Annotated in this window: 18 protein-coding genes; 17 read left to right on the plus strand and 1 reads right to left on the minus strand. The window is 32.2% G+C overall.

Annotation, left to right across the window (positions count from 1 at the left end; all coding sequences use genetic code 11):
• Window positions 1-7 precede the first annotated feature (7 nt).
• Window positions 8-2023 (plus strand): thioredoxin domain-containing protein, encoded by a 2016-nt coding sequence (locus TCEL_RS03240; RefSeq protein ID WP_018661081.1) that lies wholly within the window; start codon window positions 8-10, stop codon window positions 2021-2023.
• Between the two features lie 52 nt (window positions 2024-2075).
• On the opposite strand, the gene TCEL_RS03245 is transcribed toward TCEL_RS03240, so the two are convergent.
• Window positions 2076-2354 carry a cupin domain-containing protein gene (locus TCEL_RS03245; RefSeq protein ID WP_018661083.1) on the minus strand — a complete coding sequence of 93 codons (279 nt, stop codon included), beginning with the start codon at window positions 2352-2354 and terminating at the stop codon, window positions 2076-2078.
• A 234-nt stretch (window positions 2355-2588) separates the two neighbouring features.
• Here TCEL_RS03245 and TCEL_RS03250 point away from each other — a divergent pair, with 234 nt between their 5' ends.
• The 16 genes from TCEL_RS03250 to TCEL_RS14380 all read left to right on the plus strand — a co-directional run bounded on the left by TCEL_RS03250 (window position 2589) and on the right by TCEL_RS14380 (window position 15964).
• Entirely contained in the window at window positions 2589-2960 is a 372-nt protein-coding gene (locus tag TCEL_RS03250) for a DUF6514 family protein (RefSeq protein WP_018661084.1), read from the plus strand.
• Between the two features lie 37 nt (window positions 2961-2997).
• Window positions 2998-3357: a holo-ACP synthase gene (gene acpS / locus TCEL_RS03255; protein ID WP_018661087.1), complete on the plus strand. Its 360-nt coding sequence runs from the start codon at window positions 2998-3000 to the stop codon at window positions 3355-3357.
• Between the two features lie 4 nt (window positions 3358-3361).
• Entirely contained in the window at window positions 3362-4861 is a 1500-nt protein-coding gene (locus TCEL_RS03260; protein ID WP_018661088.1) for a bifunctional ADP-dependent NAD(P)H-hydrate dehydratase/NAD(P)H-hydrate epimerase, read from the plus strand.
• 61 nt (window positions 4862-4922) lie between these two features.
• Window positions 4923-5537 carry a hypothetical protein gene (locus TCEL_RS03265; protein WP_018661089.1) on the plus strand — a complete coding sequence of 205 codons (615 nt, stop codon included), beginning with the start codon at window positions 4923-4925 and terminating at the stop codon, window positions 5535-5537.
• Between the two features lie 13 nt (window positions 5538-5550).
• On the plus strand, window positions 5551-6702 hold the full coding sequence (alr, locus tag TCEL_RS03270) for an alanine racemase (RefSeq protein WP_018661091.1): 1152 nt from the start codon (window positions 5551-5553) through the stop codon (window positions 6700-6702).
• Window positions 6703-6826: 124 nt separating this feature from the next.
• Entirely contained in the window at window positions 6827-7147 is a 321-nt protein-coding gene (locus tag TCEL_RS03275) for a CopG family ribbon-helix-helix protein (protein WP_242823433.1), read from the plus strand.
• Window positions 7107-7463: a type II toxin-antitoxin system PemK/MazF family toxin gene (locus TCEL_RS03280; RefSeq protein WP_018655915.1), complete on the plus strand. Its 357-nt coding sequence runs from the start codon at window positions 7107-7109 to the stop codon at window positions 7461-7463. Before TCEL_RS03275 ends, TCEL_RS03280 begins: the two co-directional genes overlap by 41 nt.
• A gap of 290 nt (window positions 7464-7753) precedes the next feature.
• Complete coding sequence (locus TCEL_RS03285; RefSeq protein ID WP_018661095.1) at window positions 7754-8584, plus strand: transketolase; 831 nt, start codon at window positions 7754-7756, stop codon at window positions 8582-8584.
• Window positions 8577-9515, plus strand: a complete 939-nt coding sequence (locus tag TCEL_RS03290; protein WP_018661097.1) for a transketolase family protein — start codon at window positions 8577-8579, stop codon at window positions 9513-9515. Before TCEL_RS03285 ends, TCEL_RS03290 begins: the two co-directional genes overlap by 8 nt.
• Before the next feature lie 411 nt (window positions 9516-9926).
• A complete protein-coding gene (locus TCEL_RS03295; protein ID WP_018661099.1) occupies window positions 9927-10775 on the plus strand; it encodes a YitT family protein in 849 nt (282 codons plus the stop codon).
• Window positions 10776-11164: 389 nt separating this feature from the next.
• The gene (gene ftsE / locus TCEL_RS03300; protein ID WP_018661101.1) at window positions 11165-11851 is read left to right on the plus strand and encodes a cell division ATP-binding protein FtsE; all 687 of its coding nucleotides are present in this window, start codon (window positions 11165-11167) and stop codon (window positions 11849-11851) included.
• Window positions 11841-12728 carry a permease-like cell division protein FtsX gene (gene ftsX, locus TCEL_RS03305; protein ID WP_018661102.1) on the plus strand — a complete coding sequence of 296 codons (888 nt, stop codon included), beginning with the start codon at window positions 11841-11843 and terminating at the stop codon, window positions 12726-12728. The genes ftsE and ftsX overlap by 11 nt, the downstream gene beginning before the upstream one ends.
• Before the next feature lie 21 nt (window positions 12729-12749).
• Entirely contained in the window at window positions 12750-13916 is a 1167-nt protein-coding gene (locus TCEL_RS03310) for a murein hydrolase activator EnvC family protein (protein WP_018661104.1), read from the plus strand.
• A gap of 283 nt (window positions 13917-14199) precedes the next feature.
• Window positions 14200-14643, plus strand: coding sequence for a VanZ family protein (locus tag TCEL_RS03315; protein WP_018661107.1), 444 nt, complete (start codon window positions 14200-14202; stop codon window positions 14641-14643).
• A 50-nt stretch (window positions 14644-14693) separates the two neighbouring features.
• The gene (locus tag TCEL_RS03320) at window positions 14694-15530 is read left to right on the plus strand and encodes a hypothetical protein (RefSeq protein ID WP_018661110.1); all 837 of its coding nucleotides are present in this window, start codon (window positions 14694-14696) and stop codon (window positions 15528-15530) included.
• A 311-nt stretch (window positions 15531-15841) separates the two neighbouring features.
• Window positions 15842-15964, plus strand: a complete 123-nt coding sequence (locus tag TCEL_RS14380) for a transposase family protein (protein ID WP_156874029.1) — start codon at window positions 15842-15844, stop codon at window positions 15962-15964.
• The last annotated feature ends 166 nt before the right edge of the window (window positions 15965-16130 follow it).

A 16130-nucleotide genomic window follows, 5' to 3' on the forward strand; every position in this document is an offset into this window, starting at 1 on the left:
GATTAAGATGAATAGATTGATACATGAAAAATCCCCATATCTACTTCAACATGCCAATAATCCTGTTGATTGGTATCCATGGTGTGACGAAGCCTTTAAGGAAGCTAAGGAAAAGGATAAGCCTATATTTTTAAGTATAGGCTATAGCACTTGCCACTGGTGTCATGTTATGGAGAAGGAGAGCTTTGAAGATGAAGAGGTTGCAAAGATGTTAAATGATACATTTATATGCATAAAGGTAGATAGAGAAGAAAGGCCAGATATAGATAGTATCTATATGATGTATTGCCAGATGATGACAGGACATGGAGGATGGCCCTTAACTATTATAATGACTCCTGATAAAAAGCCATTTTTCTCAGCCACATACATACCAAAGGAGACAGTATATAATAGAATAGGCATGAAGGATTTAATAAAGAGAATTGATGACCTTTGGAAAAACGACAGAAAAAAGCTACTTGATTCTTCAGAGAAGCTCTATCGAGAATTATGGAAATTAAACAATGAAGACAAAAAGGGAACATTAAATAAAGAGGATGTATTTGAAACTGTAGAGGAATTTAAGGTTGTATTTGACAGGCTTCATGGTGGTTTTAATAAGAGGCCCAAATTTCCAATTCCTCATAACTTGTTGTTTTTGATGAGCGTTTATGCAGAAAATAAAGATGAAGAAATAAAAGAGATGGTAACAAAGACACTTGATCATATGATGAGGGGTGGAATATTTGATCACGTTGGGTTTGGATTCCACAGATACTCAACAGATAGGGAATGGAAGCTTCCTCATTTTGAAAAGATGTTGTATGACCAAGCACTATTAACTCTCACCTATGCTGAAGCCTATAGAATGTTTAAGTATGAAAAGTATAGGGAGGTTGTAGAAAAAGTTATAGAATATGTAAAAAGAGATCTAACTTCAAAGGAGGGGGCATTCTATTCTGCAGAAGATGCTGATAGTGAAGGAGTAGAAGGAAAATTTTACACATTTACACTAGAGGAGTTAAAGAACATTTTAGATGAAGAGGAATTTAAAATAGCAAATAAGGTATATAATCTATTTGAAGAGGGAAACTTTGAGGAGGAGGCAACAGGTGAAAAAACAGGACAGAATATACTATATAAAACACAGGATTATGATGAATATAAAGAAAAACTTGAAGTAATAAGGGAGAAGCTTTATAAATTTAGGGAAAATAGAATAAGGCCACTTAGAGATGAGAAGATATTAACAGATTGGAATGGGCTTATGATAGCTTCTTTATCGAGAGCAGGATTTATATTAAATAATAGTGAATACATCAACATGGCAAAGAGGGCAGCAGATTTTATATTGAACTTATCAAAGGATGGATTAAAGCATAGATATAAGGATGGAGAATATTCAATAGAACCTATTTTAGATGATTATGCCTTCTTTACATGGGGATTAATTGAGCTGTATTTATCAAGTCAAGAAGTAAAATATTTAAAGGAAGCTTTGATGTTAATTGATAAAATGATTGAGAATTATCTAGATAAAGAAAAGGGAGGATTTTTCTTAACAAAGGAAACAAAAGAACTGATTTTAAGATGCAAAGAAATATATGATGGTGCTGTACCATCTGGAAATTCAGTTGCTTCATATGTGCTATACCTTGCTTATAGAATTACAGGTGACACAAAATATTTAGACTTATCAAAGGGAATTCTAAATTGCTTTGCAAAGGAAATTAGGGCAATAAAATCTGCCCACAGCTTTGCTATGCTAGTTCAGGATTTGATATTATCAGAGCCTATTGATGTAGTGATAGCTTCAAAGGATATTAAAGAAGTAGAAAGATTTATAGAGCCTGTAAGAAGCAAATACATAAAAAACCTTTTAGTAATATCAAAAACAAAGGATGAGGATGAGAGATTAATACCTCATATAAGAGAGATTCAAATAAAGGATGAACCCCTTGCATATGTTTGTAAAAACTTTACCTGCGGACTGCCAAAGAATATCAATGAGTTTTTAAAGGATAAACTGCTTTTATCTTAAAATTTAAAAAGCCCCATTATTGGGGCTTTTTAAAATAATTTATATTTGTATTTTACACAACTGGCTCAAATGTATAGGCCTTATTTATCGGTCTTTTTACATCCCACGTACACTTTAATCCCTTTGGGAATGTTACAAGCATTCCTTCGTTAATTGTTACAGTTTCAATTGGAGTTGTAACTATAACTTCTCCTTCAAATATATAGCATGTTTCAGTTTCATCATATTCCCAATCAAATTTTGAAACACCGCAGCTCCATCTTCCCCAATTGTCAATTCCAAGCTTTTTAGCCTCTTCCAGTGACATTTGTTTTATTTTAATCTTTTCCATATTTAAACCTCCCTTCCAAATGTATTATATCATAAAAATAAATTACGACAAAATACAATGCTGTACCATATATAATTGGAATATAATGTATATCTAAATAAAAAATAAAATTGATGTCATCAAAAATTGAAATATATTGTTGAAAAAATATTTGTCATTATTCTCAAATTTCAACATATATTAAAATGGATGCATGCTAAAATATAATAGAAAATTAAATTAAGGGGGATAATTATGAGAGACGTTGTTGAAATAGCTAGCTGTAGAACAATATTAGACGACAACAAAAGTTATGTATATAAATACTATTTAGTTAAAAATTGTAAAAAAATAAACGTTGGGGATGATGAATTTGATATAAAGTGTTTTGGTATTGAGGTGTTGAGAGAAGAAATAGTAGATGATAAAGTTATAAGCATCGAAAAGAATTGGGTAGATTATGTCAGCACAGATAGAACAAAGGTATTAGAATTAATAATTTATCTACAGAAAAATGAAGTATCTCCAGTACATCTAGTTGAAATTATAGGAGAGTATGTTGATGAATGGGTAAGCGATTTTGACAATGAAGTTTCTAAGATAGAAGCAAAGCTTGTACTTGCATAAAATTAGAGTTACAATTAAATAAAAAAAGGTGATATATGTGGTAAAGGGAGTAGGAACAGATATAATAGAGATAAGCAGAATAAAAAGAGCAATAGAAAAAACAAACTTTATAAATAGAGTTTTTACAGAAAATGAGATAGAATACCTTAAAAATAAGAATGTCGAAAGTGCTGCAGGATATTTTGCAGCAAAGGAGGCAGTATCAAAAGCCCTAGGAACAGGTATAAAGGGCTTTTCTTTTAAGGATATTGAAATACTAAAAAGAGATGGGGCACCCTATGTGGTTCTACATAGAGGTGCTAAAAAAATTGCAGAAGAAAAAGAAATAAAAAATATACAGATTTCAATATCACACTGTAGAGAATATGCTGTTGCTTTTGTGGTTATGGAGGGGTAGAGAAATGAAGGTTGCTAAGGCACAAAATATGAGAAATATAGATAAAAGGGCTATTGAAAAATTTAAAATCCCTGGCATTGTTCTTATGGAAAATGCAGCATGGGCTGTTTTTAAAAGAATTAAAGAGAGGGATGCAAAAAGAATAACAGTAGTATGTGGTATAGGGAATAATGGCGGAGATGGTTTTGCACTATCACGCCTTTTATATATAAATGGATATGAAGTAAATGTATACTTGTTTGGAGATGAAAGCAAAATAAAGGGCGATGCAAAGACAAACTACGATATTCTACTGAATATGGGAGTTTTAATAAAAAAGAGATTAGATGAGTTGATAAATGATATAAAATTTAGCGACATTACAGTTGATGCACTATTTGGAACAGGCCTTGATAGAGATGTTGAGGGAATTTTTAAAGAAGTAATAGAAATAATAAACAGCCATTCAAAGTATACAATTTCAGTTGACATACCATCTGGAATCAATTCAGACAATGGTTTTAAAATGGGATGTGCAGTAATTTCAAATGAAACAGTAACCTTTGGGACACTAAAGCTAGGACTATTATTAAATGAAGGAAGAGAACATGCAGGAGATGTTTTTGTGGATAACATTTCAATTCCAAAGGCCTGCATTGATGAAGAGGAGTTAAACATAACATCAACCTATGGAGGTTATCCCAAACACCTTTTAAAAAAAAGACATTATGATGTAAATAAAGGGAGTTGTGGTAAGGTTGCAGTAATAGGTGGATGCTACTATATGTCGGGGGCGGTAACATTAGCTGCAAAGTCAGCCCTAAGGACAGGAAGTGGTATCGTAACATGTGTAGTTCAGGGAAGTATTGTAGATAGAATTGCATCATTTTTGCCTGAGGCGACATATAAAGTATGTGGAGAAACTGATGGATACATTACATTAAAAAATGAGGATGTAGATGAAATAATAAAAAACTATGATGCAGTTGCAATTGGAGTAGGTCTTGGAAAAAACCAAAACTTTATTTCTACTCTATCATATATACTAGAAAACTTAACAAAGCCATTAATTATAGATGCAGATGGCCTAAACTTACTTTGTAACATAAAGGAAAAACTTAATTTTAAAAAATGTCCTATTATATTAACACCTCATCCTGGTGAATTTTCACGACTTACAGGCCTAAGTATAGATTATATAAATAAGAATAGGGTAGAGGTAGCTTTAAAATTTGCAAAGGAATATGAATGCATAGTTCTACTTAAGGGAGCAAGTACAGTAGTAACGGATGGAGAGATGGTATATATAAATACAACTGGAAATACTGGAATGGCAACAGGAGGTTCAGGAGATGTTTTAACTGGAATTATTTTATCTTTAGTAGGCCAAGGATATAGTCCATATGATGCTGCAGTTCTTGGAGCGTATTTACATGGAGCTGCTGGAGATTGGGCATATAAAAAGTATGGAAATGGATTGGTTGCTAGTGATATAATAGAATATATAGGACAGGCTATGCTTTAGTAATAAATCACCTACAAAAAGAATAATTATAAATGTAGTATTTTTGTAGGTGATTTTTTATATGAAAAAGAGGTTATATATTTTTTTAACACTAATATTCACAATATTCACAATTTCATGTACAATTTTTAAAAAGGACAAGGGTGTTGAGGATTTTCTTTTAAATTTAAAAACCTACAGGGCAGAAGTTGAAATTGAAATCTATGGAAACAAAGGCACATCAAAGTATAGACAGCTTCAGTTTTATAAATTCCCAGACAAAGTAAGAATAGAGACACTTGAGCCAGAATTTTTAAAGGGAAAAATTATGATTTTAAATGACGGAAAATTAGAAATATTCCATCCATTAATTAACCAAAAATTTGAAGGTGATCTTCAGACAGAGAAGTCCTTTATTCACCTTGGAATTATACAAAATAGCTTTATTAAAGATAAAGAATATAAAACTAGCCACTGTGTAGTAGATGGGCTAGATGCAATAAAACTTAGGATAAAGATTGAGGGTGATAACATATACAAACATGAGGCAGTTGTTTACTTTACAAAGAAGGAAATTAGACCACTATACTTTGAAATTTACGACAACAGTGGTACTTTACGCTATAGGGCAAAATTTATAAACTTTGAATGTAATAAAGAGATCAAGGAGGACACTTTTACTCTAAACTTAAATTAAGGGGGAAGATGGGATGCTAAGGCCATATTATGCTGAAGTTAATCTTGATAATATAAGACATAATATAAATGAGGTTAAAAGGATTGTAAAGGATAAAAGAATAATTGGGGTTATAAAGGCAGATGCTTATGGACATGGAGCTTTTGAAGTTGCATCTGTACTAAAGGAAGAAGGTGTTGACTTTTTTGCAGTAGCAGTTGTAACAGAAGCTCTACAGCTAAGAAGAGAAGGTATTCAGGATGATATTTTAGTTCTTGGTTATACATCAGAGGAATTTTTTGAAAGAGTTTTAGAAAACAACATAACACTTACAATATATAATTTTGATCTTGCACAAAAACTTAATTTAGCAGCACAAAAAATGAATAAAAGGGCTAAAGTTCACATAAAAATAGATACTGGTATGGGAAGATTGGGATTTCAAATAAATGAAGATGGAAAAAGAGAAATAGTTAGAATATGTGCCCTTAGCAACTTAGAAGTTGAGGGTATATATTCTCATTTTGCTTGTGCTGATGAAAAGGATAAAACATATTCATACCTCCAACTTGAGAAATTTAATTGGATGATTAATGAACTTGAAAAAGAGGGAATTAAATTTAAAATTAGACACATTGCAAACAGCGCAGGAATAATAGACTTAAAAGAGAGCTACTTTGATGCTGTACGTCCAGGCATAATGCTTTATGGCTACTATCCATCAGATGAGATAAATAAAGATGAAATAAAACTTAAACCTGCAATGAGTCTTAAGGCAAAGGTTGCAATGGTAAAAAAGGTAGACAAGGGTACCTCAATAAGCTACGGAAGAAGATATATTGCACCTGACACAAGAATAATTGCAACACTTCCCTTTGGATATGCAGATGGTTTTACAAGAATGATGTCTGGAAATGCAAAGGTATTGATTAAAGGAAAAGAGGTTGAAGTTGTTGGAAGAATTTGCATGGATCAATGTATGGCGGATGTTACAGACGTTGAAGATGTAAATATAGGTGATGAGGTTGTTGTAATGGGTAAATCAGGTGATAAAGAGATTACTGCTGACACAATTGCTGCGAGGTTAAATACAATAAGCTATGAAGTTTTATGCATGGTTTCAAAAAGAGTTCCGAGAGTTTATATAAAAAATGGAGAGATTATAAAAATTAAAAATTTAGTATGACATAATTTTGTGTAAATTGGAAACAATGATAAAGAGGAATAAAGGTTGCAAATAAAGTAAGTAAAGTGCTATAATAGTTACATGCTGAGCCTCGCCTACATAGGTAAATTTAGGGGGTATGATGATGAAAAATAAAAAAATTACAGTGAGCCTCCCCGAGAGCTTGCTAGATGAGTTTGATGAATTTATAGAATGTAAAAATGGTAAAAATAGAAGTCAATTTATAAAGGAAGCTGTAATATTATATATTAAGGAACATAAAAAGAAGAACATTAGGGAACTTATGAAGAAGGGCTATCAGGAGATGGGTAGCATAAATCTTGAAATAGCAGAATGTGGGATGGACTGCGATCTTAAGGAGCTTGTTAAATATGAAGCAGAGCTTGCGGAGAGTGATATATTAGATGGTTCAGGTGGTGAAAAGAGGAGATATATTCTATGCTGATTTAAGCCCTGTCATAGGTTCTGAACAAGGAGGAGTAAGGCCTGTACTCATAATACAAAATGACGTAGGAAATAGGTACAGTCCTACTGTAATCGTGGCGGCCATAACTTCACAGATAAACAAAGCAAAGCTTCCAACCCATGTTGAAATATGCTGTGAGGACTATGGACTAACAAAGGATTCTGTTATACTACTTGAACAAGTTAGAACAATAGACAAAAGAAGGCTTAGAGAAAAGATAGGACACATTAGTGATGAACTAATGAAAAAGGTAGATGAGGCACTACTTATTAGCCTAGGACTAATCGACTTCTAAAGTGCCACCCAAGTGAAATGTGACATTTCCCAATTCATACCATAAGCATCAGAAGAAAATTAAGAAGTGACTACAAGTGTCAATCACCCGATTGACACTTTTTTGTTTTATAGTGCCACCCAAGTGAAATGTGACATTTTCCAAATTATAGAACATTGCATACAAAAGTTTAAAAAATGTCAATGCAAAAATAGTGTGTATTTTGTCAAAATATGTGTTATAATATTTGTGCGGTTAGAAAAATAAGCCTTATGGCATACTAAATATAAAGATCAAAAGGAGGGAACAAGATGAATAGAGACATCAATAAACTAAAAGAAATAGCAGTTGAAGTTAGAAAAAACATAATAAAGATGTTAACTGAGTCACAATCAGGACATCCAGGTGGTTCACTTTCAGCTGTTGAAATCTTAACATCACTTTATTTTAGCGAAATGAGAGTGGATCCAAAGAATCCAAAGTGGGAAGATAGAGATAGATTTATTCTATCAAAAGGACATGCTGCACCAGTTCTTTATGCAGTTCTTGCAGAAAAGGGATTCTTTGATAAGTCAGAACTTATGACTCTAAGAAAGATTGACTCTAATCTTCAAGGACACCCAAGTATTAAGAACACTCCAGGTGTTGACATGTCAACAGGCTCACTAGGACAAGGACTTTCAGTTGCAAATGGAATGGCACTTGCAGCAAAGCTTGATAATAAGGACTATAGAGTGTACATACTTTTAGGAGATGGAGAACTTGAAGAAGGTCAAGTTTGGGAAGCTGCAATGACAGCGGCACACTACAAGCTTGATAATGTAACTGCTTTTGTTGATTTCAATGGACTACAAATAGATGGACCATGTACACAAGTTATGAACGTAACACCAATTGCAGAAAAGTTTAGAGCATTTGGATGGAATGTAATTGAAATAGATGGACATGACTATAATCAAATATTTGATGCAATAGATAAGGCTAAGGCTACAAAGGGAATGCCAACTGTAATTGTTGCAAAGACAATAAAGGGTAAGGGCGTATCCTTTATGGAAAATCAAGTAGGCTGGCATGGAACTGCACCAAATAAGGAACAATGCGAACAGGCACTACAAGAATTAGGAGGTGCTATAAATGGCTAATTTAGCGACAAGAGAGGCATATGGTAAGGCACTTGTAGAACTTGGAAAAGAAAACAAAAATATAGTAGTTTTAGATGCAGACCTTTCGAAGTCAACAAAAACAGTTGACTTTGCAAAGGTATTCCCAGAAAGATTTTTCAACGTTGGTATAGCAGAAGCAGACCTTGTTGGAACAGCTGCAGGACTTGCAACATGTGGCAAAATTCCATTTGCAAGTACATTTGCTATGTTTGCAGCAGGAAGAGCTTTTGAACAAATTAGAAACTCAGTATGCTATCCAAAGCTAAATGTTAAAATAGCTGCAACACATGCAGGTCTTACAGTTGGAGAAGATGGTGCATCACACCAATCAGTTGAAGATATAGCTCTAATGAGAAGTATACCAAACATGACAGTAATTTGCCCTGCTGATGATGTTGAGACTATGGCAGCAATAAAAGCAGCAAGCGAATATTATGGACCTGTATACATAAGACTTGGAAGATCATCAGTTCCAACAATAAATGATAGACCAGATTATAAGTTTGAAATAGGAAAGGCAGTATTGTTAAGAGAAGGTAAGGATGTTTCAATATTTGCAACAGGAATAATGGTAAGTGAAGCTCTAAAGGCTGCAGAAGAGCTACAAAACGAAGGAATAGAAGCAGAAGTTATAAACATCCACACAATAAAACCAATTGATGAAGATGCTATTGTAAATTCAGTTAAAAAGACAAAGGCAGCAGTAACTTGCGAAGAACATAACATAATAGGTGGACTTGGAAGTGCTGTTTGTGAAGTTTTAGCAGAAAAGTGTCCAGCACCTGTAAAGAGAGTTGGAATAAAGGATACATTTGGAGAATCAGGAAAACCAGCTGAACTTTTAAAGAAGTATGGTTTAACTAAGGATGACATAATAAAGGCTGTAAAGGAAGCAATAGCTTCAAAGTAAATAAACTAGGGCTGTCTAAATTTAGACAGCCCTTTTAAAGTGCCACCCAGGTGAAATGTGAAATTTGTAATATATTAGTCAAATAATAAATTTTTGTGAATGATTGTACGTTGCTATACAGAATGTAATTATTTTAAAAAAGCTTATCTACACAAGTTTAGGGGAGAATATTTTATAAAATATAAAATATAATGATTTATTATTTTAATTCAAGGCAAACTATAATAGCTGCTAAACAATTAAGCATACATAATAAAAAATAAGAAAAACAAAAATAATATACAATAAATGCATAAAACGAGAAGCATTGAATTTGCTTTATTCTAGACGAATTGATAAAATTAATATGCATAATTGGGACTAAATTTCCATTAGCTATATAGACGAAAATTAAATAAAAGGAGGGATAGGATGAAAAAGGCAGTTAAAGAGTATGTTCTAATCACTTTAGGTATCTTCTTAGTAGCAGTTGGAATCTATTACTTTCTAGTTCCAAGTGATCTTGCAGCTGGTGGTGTAAGTGGTCTTGCAATAGTTATAAACAAATTCTTCCCAGCTATACCTGTGGGACTTTTAATGCTTGGAATGAATATAGTTTTATTTATAATCGCATTCATTGTAATAGGTAGTAACTTTGGTGCTAAGACAATATATTCAAGCCTTGGACTTTCTGCAATGATATGGTGTTTAGAAAGAATATATCCAATATCCCAGCCAATAGTTGACGACTTGCTTCTACAGCTTTTATTTGGAATATTAATATCAGGGATTGGTATGGGTATAGTATTTAATCAAAATGCATCAACAGGTGGAACAGATATTATAGCAAAGATAATAAATAAATTCTTCCACATAGATATAGGTAAATCACTTCTTCTTTCAGATTTTTTAATAACGCTTGCAGCAGGTCTAACATTTGGTCCTAAGATCGGTATGTATGCACTGCTTGGAGTTGTAATAAACGGTTTAGTAATTGACAACGTTATACAAGGGCTTAATGTTTGTAAGCAGGTAACAATTATTAGTGAGAAAAGCGAAGAAATAAAGAAATATATAATTGAAGAATTAGGCCGTGGTGTTACAATTTACGATGGTAGGGGAGCATATACAGGAGAAAAGAAGGAAGTTCTAATGACTATTATAAGCAGAAAGGAATTTATAAGGCTTAGGGAATATATTAAGGAATTAGACAAAAGAGCGTTTATAAGTGTAAGCAATGTACATGAAGTTTTAGGAGAAGGGTTTACAGAGATAGAATAAAAAAATTAAGTACAAAAATATATAATGTAGACCTAGGTGAATTAGAAATGAATTATTTGGAAAATATCACATTTCACCTGGGTGACACTAACCCCATGGAAGAATCAATTTTATAAATTCTTTCATGGGGTTTATATTTTGCATTTAAATTATTTCTGTAAATTAGTCTATATTTAGAATTATATGCTTTTACCTATGATAGATAAATAAGACTTTAGTTTATCTACTATGAGAAGTTCATATTACAAAAAAATTCACTATGAAATGTCTGGAAAATGTCACATTTTACTTGGGTGGCACTTTTATTATTGATTATTATATGTTATTATATATGTTGTAGAAAAATCAAAGACTTTCACATAATAAGACGAAATAAGGAGTTGTTGCTGATGATAGAACTAAAAAATGTGTCGAAGGTTTATAAAAACAATCATATAGCCTTGTCAAATGTAAATTTTAATATAAATAAGGGTGAATTTGTATTTTTAGTTGGACCAAGTGGTGCAGGTAAGTCTACAATACTTAAACTGCTAATGAAGGAGATAGAACCTACAAGTGGAGAAATAATAGTTAATAATGTAGATATAACAAAACTAAAAAGAAAAGAAATTCCATACTATAGAAGAACTCTTGGTGTAGTATTTCAGGACTTTAGGCTGCTTCCTGATAAAACTGTTTATGAAAATGTAGAATTTGCAATGCAGATCGTTGAAGCAAGCCATAGAGACATTAAAAAGAGGGTACCTCAGGTACTTGAAATGGTTGGTTTATATGCAAAACAAAGAAACTATCCACACCAATTATCAGGTGGAGAACAGCAGAGGGTTGCAATAGCAAGAGCCATTGTAAACAATCCAAAGCTTTTAATATGTGACGAACCAACAGGAAATCTAGACCCAGATACAGCTCAAGAAATTATGGCTTTAATTGATGATATAAACAAATCCGGTACAACAGTACTTATGGTAACACATGCAAAGGATCTTGTAGATAAAATGAAAAAGAGGGTTATTGCAATAGAAAAGGGTGTAATAGTAAGAGATCAGCAAAGAGGTGTATACGGCTATGAGGATTAATACGTGGAAATATTATATTAAGGAAACAATAAAAAGTATATATAGAAACAGGCTTATGAGCTTAGCTTCAATTACAACAGTTGCAGCAACTATATTTATTTTTGGTCTTTTTATGACCCTTGCAATCAATGTAAATAGGTTTGCAACAAATGTTGAAGACATGATTGAAATTAAAGCGTTTCTTAAGGATGATGTAACGACTCTTCAGCAGCAAAAACTAGAAAAGAGTATAAAAGAAATACCTGGAGTTGTAAGTGTTGATTATGAATCAAAGGAGAAGGCACTAGAAAAATTCAGGGAACAACTTGGAGAAAATAAAGATATTGCAAAGGGACTTGAGGAATCAAACCCACTTCCAGCATCATTTATAATAAAGGTTGACAAGCCAGAAAGCGTTGAACTTGTAAGCCCTAAAATAGCTCAAATGGAAGGAATACTTAAGGTTAAGGATGGCAAAAGAACAGTTCAAACTATTATAAAGCTTGTAAGAATAGTTAGATATTCATCTACAGTATTAATGGCCATATTAGGAACTATATCGATATTCTTAATATCAAACACAATAAAGTTGACTGTATTTGCAAGAAAAAGGGAAATAAGCATTATGAAATATATTGGTGCAACAGACTGGTTTATTAAATGGCCATTTATATTAGAGGGTATATTACTAGGCCTTATAGGTGGCCTTATTGCAGCCTTTATAATAGAAAATGGATATACCTATGCAGCAAAGATAATACAACAAAACATTGTAGTATTTACACTTGTACCTCCAAAGGAAGTTGTGAAACAATTCTGGTGGCAGTTCAGCCTTCTTGGAACTTTAATTGGAGGATTTGGAAGCTTCATTTCAATTAGAAAGTTCCTTGTTGTATAAATTATCTTTGGGGGGATGGTTTTGAAAAAAATAATATCATATTTACTGTGTATAATACTTATATACACAACATCCTTTGCTAAAGCAGATACAATAAAGGAAAAACAAAATAAGCTAAATGAAACAAAAAAGAATATACAAGATATAAAACAAAAGATTGATGATGTTAAGGATAAACAAGAGGATGTTGAAGAGGAGATAAACAAGCTAAACGAAAAAATTGATAAAATACAGGAAAATATAGATAAAATAAATTCAGATATTGCAGATACTAAGAAAAGCATTAAAAAGCTAAATAAAGAAATTAAGCAGTTAGAAAATGAGTATGAGGAGCAGATGGGGTTATTTCATGAAAGAATAAGGGCCATGTACATGAATGGCCCAACAAGTTTTTTAGAAATATTGCTTGATTCAAAGGATTTTAATGATTTTATATCAAGGGCTGAAGTTGTAAAAATTATAATTGAAAACGATAGGAATATACTTAAGTCAATATACGAAAAGAAGACAAGTATTGAAAGAAAGGTAAGCGAAGTTAAAAGAAAAGAAGCAAGCCTAATAACAATGCAGCAGGAGTATACATCAAAAAAGCAAGAACTTGATGAGGCATGCAATGAACAAAGAAAGCTCTATAGCAAACTTGAAAAAGACAAGGCCTATCTAGAAAGAGCTCTAAAGCAGGAAGAGGAAGAATCAAAGCTTCTTGAAAAGCAAATAAAGGAGCTTCAGGCTAAACAAAAAAATACAAATAAAAGTAGTACAAGCAATGGAGCAGTTTCTAAAACAGGAATAATAAAGGTGAGCGATTTAGGTTATGTTCCAAGAATATCCTCATATTTTGGAATGAGAATGCATCCTGTGTTGGGATATGCAAGAATGCACAATGGAATTGACATAGCAGTTCCATCTGGTACACCAATATATTCTATGGCAGATGGAGTTGTTTTAATATCATCTTATATGTCTGGTTACGGAAATGTAGTTATAATCGACCATGGAAATGGTATAACTTCAACCTATGCCCACCTTTCAAAGAGGCTTGTTTCAGAAGGGCAGGAAGTTAAAAAGGGACAGCTTATTGCAAAATCAGGAAACACAGGTCTTTCATCAGGACCACACCTTCATTTTGAAGTAAGAATTAACGGTACGCCTGTAAATCCTCTGCCATACTACATAGTAGGACAATAAAAAGGTGCCTATATTTAAGGTACCTTTTTTATTTTTGTAATCAATGTAATTTATTTTTTATAAAATGTTTAGCAATTTTTTAGATCACAGCATAATACCTTGCTTTATGAGTAAGATTACACAACTACTACAACACAATGTAAATCAGCTTCAATGTGGGGTATAAAATAATCATTATCAATAGTTTTAAATAAAAAAGTAATAGATGTATTTTATTGAATAGTATAATTTACAATATATATGGTATAATATAACAAAAATTACATCATGTTAGGAGGCCCATATGAAGCGAAACATATTATTTCTGCTACTTATTGCTCAAATGACATTTATATTTTACATGTCCTCAGAACCTGCATACATATCACATACAAGAAATAGAAAGGTTATAGAAACAGTAAAATCTGTATCGGGTATAAACTTAGATAAAAAACTTGGAGAGAATCGTTCAGACCATATCGTAAGAAAAAATGCCCATTTCATATTGTTTTTCCTTTTAGGTTTGATAGCCTATCTTTATTTAGACCACACTAAACTAAAAAATAAGTTAATTTTTTCTCTACTTTTATGTTTTATCTATGCAGTTTTAGATGAAATACACCAGTATTTTGTTCCGGGGAGAGGACCAAAGTTTACTGATGTACTAATTGATACAACTGGAGCATTTCTTGGAATAGGATTAGCCCAAATACTAAATTGGAAATTTAAAAAAATTATGATAAAATAAAGATGTTTATAAATTCATTGCCACTTGTTTATAGTTTAAGGAGGAGTAGCATGCTAGTTTACCAAAGAGCTGAAGGAAGATTTAAAGAGATATCAGATAAATATAGAAACAAAAATGAAGTTGCAAGGGTATCCTTACCCATAGAGTATAATGGACGATTGTATAGAGAAATTCAATACAACAAAGTTTTCTTAGGAAGTGTGCGTCAAACAGTTACAGGATATCTTTATGTTACAGAAGAGGGGGAAAAGGTACTAGATAAAAAGGATATAAAGGAGCTTGCATACCTTGCATACCAATTTGAAGTACTTTTTGACGATGTATTTAAGGGTGGAATTCCTAAGGCAGTGATAGATGAAAAACAGCTAAAAAAAGAAGAGAAGGACTTTGAAAAGATGCTTATTGCCCTAGATGCGCTAAAGGCAGAAGGCTTAAAAGATGTTGATAAAATAGAAGAGGCATTTTCTAAACTAACTGCATTAAAGAGAGAAAATAACAGAGCATTAGAGGAGTTAATAAATAAAGTAAACAGCCTTTCAAAGCCAGATTTAATATTTAGTAGAGAAGTACTAAACGAAATAATGCCTTACTATAGAGAGGCACTTTTGAAAAACTTTAAAAAGATAAAACTTATAAATTCAACAAGAAACCAGCTAGATGATGTAAAACAGGCTCTAAACAAAAAAAGAAAAGCATTAAGATTTAGAATTTTATCAGGAACTGAACTTATGGACTGCCTAAATAGGCTTGAATATGGGATAGACTACTTTAAAAAGGTACTGACAGTATATAGTAGTGTTGCAGATATGACCGAAGGAGAGTATATTAAATATCTAGATAATATGGATAGAAAAAATGTTGAAGAAAAATTAAGTAAATTAAAATAGCCTACTTAATAGGAGTGCCACCCAAGTGAAATGTGACATTTTCCTAAAAATGTAAACATATTTCAAAAAAGTTTAAAAAGCTAAAATAAAGGTTCTATAATAAATGTTGGGGCGTAGCCCCAGCATATTTTTTTACAAAAAAAATATGCACCTGTTTAGATGCCTGATATAATAAATTACACACACACAATTTGAAAGGAGGCATCCAACAAGTGCACAATAATAATTTTATCAAAAACCTACTCGGTTTTAAAGATGTTATTGTAACAAAAATACTTAATACAGATAATTGCTTTGAGATTTATTTAGAAATGAAGAAGAAACCTCATACTTGCCCTTGTTGTAACTCTCAAACTCGTAGAGTTCATGATTATAGAATACAACGTGTTAAACACATTCCTCTATTCTTAAAACCTACTGTTCTCGTTAATTAAAAAGCGTAGATATCGTTGTAATATTTGTAGGTAAAAGATTTTATGAGCATATTGAATTCTTGCCACGTTATTATAGAATCACTAATCTTTTATCTATGTACGTTATAACAGAGCTTACTAATACTTATAGTATGTCAAGTTTAGCTAAAAGAGTTAATTTGTCTGT

It is taken from the genome of Thermobrachium celere DSM 8682 (assembly GCF_000430995.1).
GTDB classification, from domain to species: Bacteria; Bacillota; Clostridia; order Clostridiales; family Caloramatoraceae; genus Thermobrachium; species Thermobrachium celere.

Excerpts from the sequence above, each read along its gene's own strand:
- TCEL_RS03320 (WP_018661110.1), top strand. The coding sequence starts at position 14,694 with ATGCTAGTTTACCAAAGAGCTGAAGGAAGATTTAAAGAGATATCAGAT.
- TCEL_RS14380 (WP_156874029.1), top strand. The coding sequence starts at position 15,842 with ATGAAGAAGAAACCTCATACTTGCCCTTGTTGTAACTCTCAAACTCGT.
- TCEL_RS03260 (WP_018661088.1), top strand. The coding sequence starts at position 3,362 with ATGAAGGTTGCTAAGGCACAAAATATGAGAAATATAGATAAAAGGGCT.
- TCEL_RS03315 (WP_018661107.1), top strand. The coding sequence starts at position 14,200 with ATGAAGCGAAACATATTATTTCTGCTACTTATTGCTCAAATGACATTT.
- TCEL_RS03295 (WP_018661099.1), top strand. The coding sequence starts at position 9,927 with ATGAAAAAGGCAGTTAAAGAGTATGTTCTAATCACTTTAGGTATCTTC.
- TCEL_RS03275 (WP_242823433.1), top strand. The coding sequence starts at position 6,827 with ATGAAAAATAAAAAAATTACAGTGAGCCTCCCCGAGAGCTTGCTAGAT.
- ftsE (WP_018661101.1), top strand. The coding sequence starts at position 11,165 with ATGATAGAACTAAAAAATGTGTCGAAGGTTTATAAAAACAATCATATA.
- TCEL_RS03280 (WP_018655915.1), top strand. The coding sequence starts at position 7,107 with ATGGTTCAGGTGGTGAAAAGAGGAGATATATTCTATGCTGATTTAAGC.
- TCEL_RS03240 (WP_018661081.1), top strand. The coding sequence starts at position 8 with ATGAATAGATTGATACATGAAAAATCCCCATATCTACTTCAACATGCC.
- ftsX (WP_018661102.1), top strand. The coding sequence starts at position 11,841 with ATGAGGATTAATACGTGGAAATATTATATTAAGGAAACAATAAAAAGT.
- TCEL_RS03290 (WP_018661097.1), top strand. The coding sequence starts at position 8,577 with ATGGCTAATTTAGCGACAAGAGAGGCATATGGTAAGGCACTTGTAGAA.
- alr (WP_018661091.1), top strand. The coding sequence starts at position 5,551 with ATGCTAAGGCCATATTATGCTGAAGTTAATCTTGATAATATAAGACAT.
- TCEL_RS03265 (WP_018661089.1), top strand. The coding sequence starts at position 4,923 with ATGAAAAAGAGGTTATATATTTTTTTAACACTAATATTCACAATATTC.
- TCEL_RS03245 (WP_018661083.1), bottom strand. The coding sequence starts at position 2,354 with ATGGAAAAGATTAAAATAAAACAAATGTCACTGGAAGAGGCTAAAAAG.
- TCEL_RS03250 (WP_018661084.1), top strand. The coding sequence starts at position 2,589 with ATGAGAGACGTTGTTGAAATAGCTAGCTGTAGAACAATATTAGACGAC.
- TCEL_RS03285 (WP_018661095.1), top strand. The coding sequence starts at position 7,754 with ATGAATAGAGACATCAATAAACTAAAAGAAATAGCAGTTGAAGTTAGA.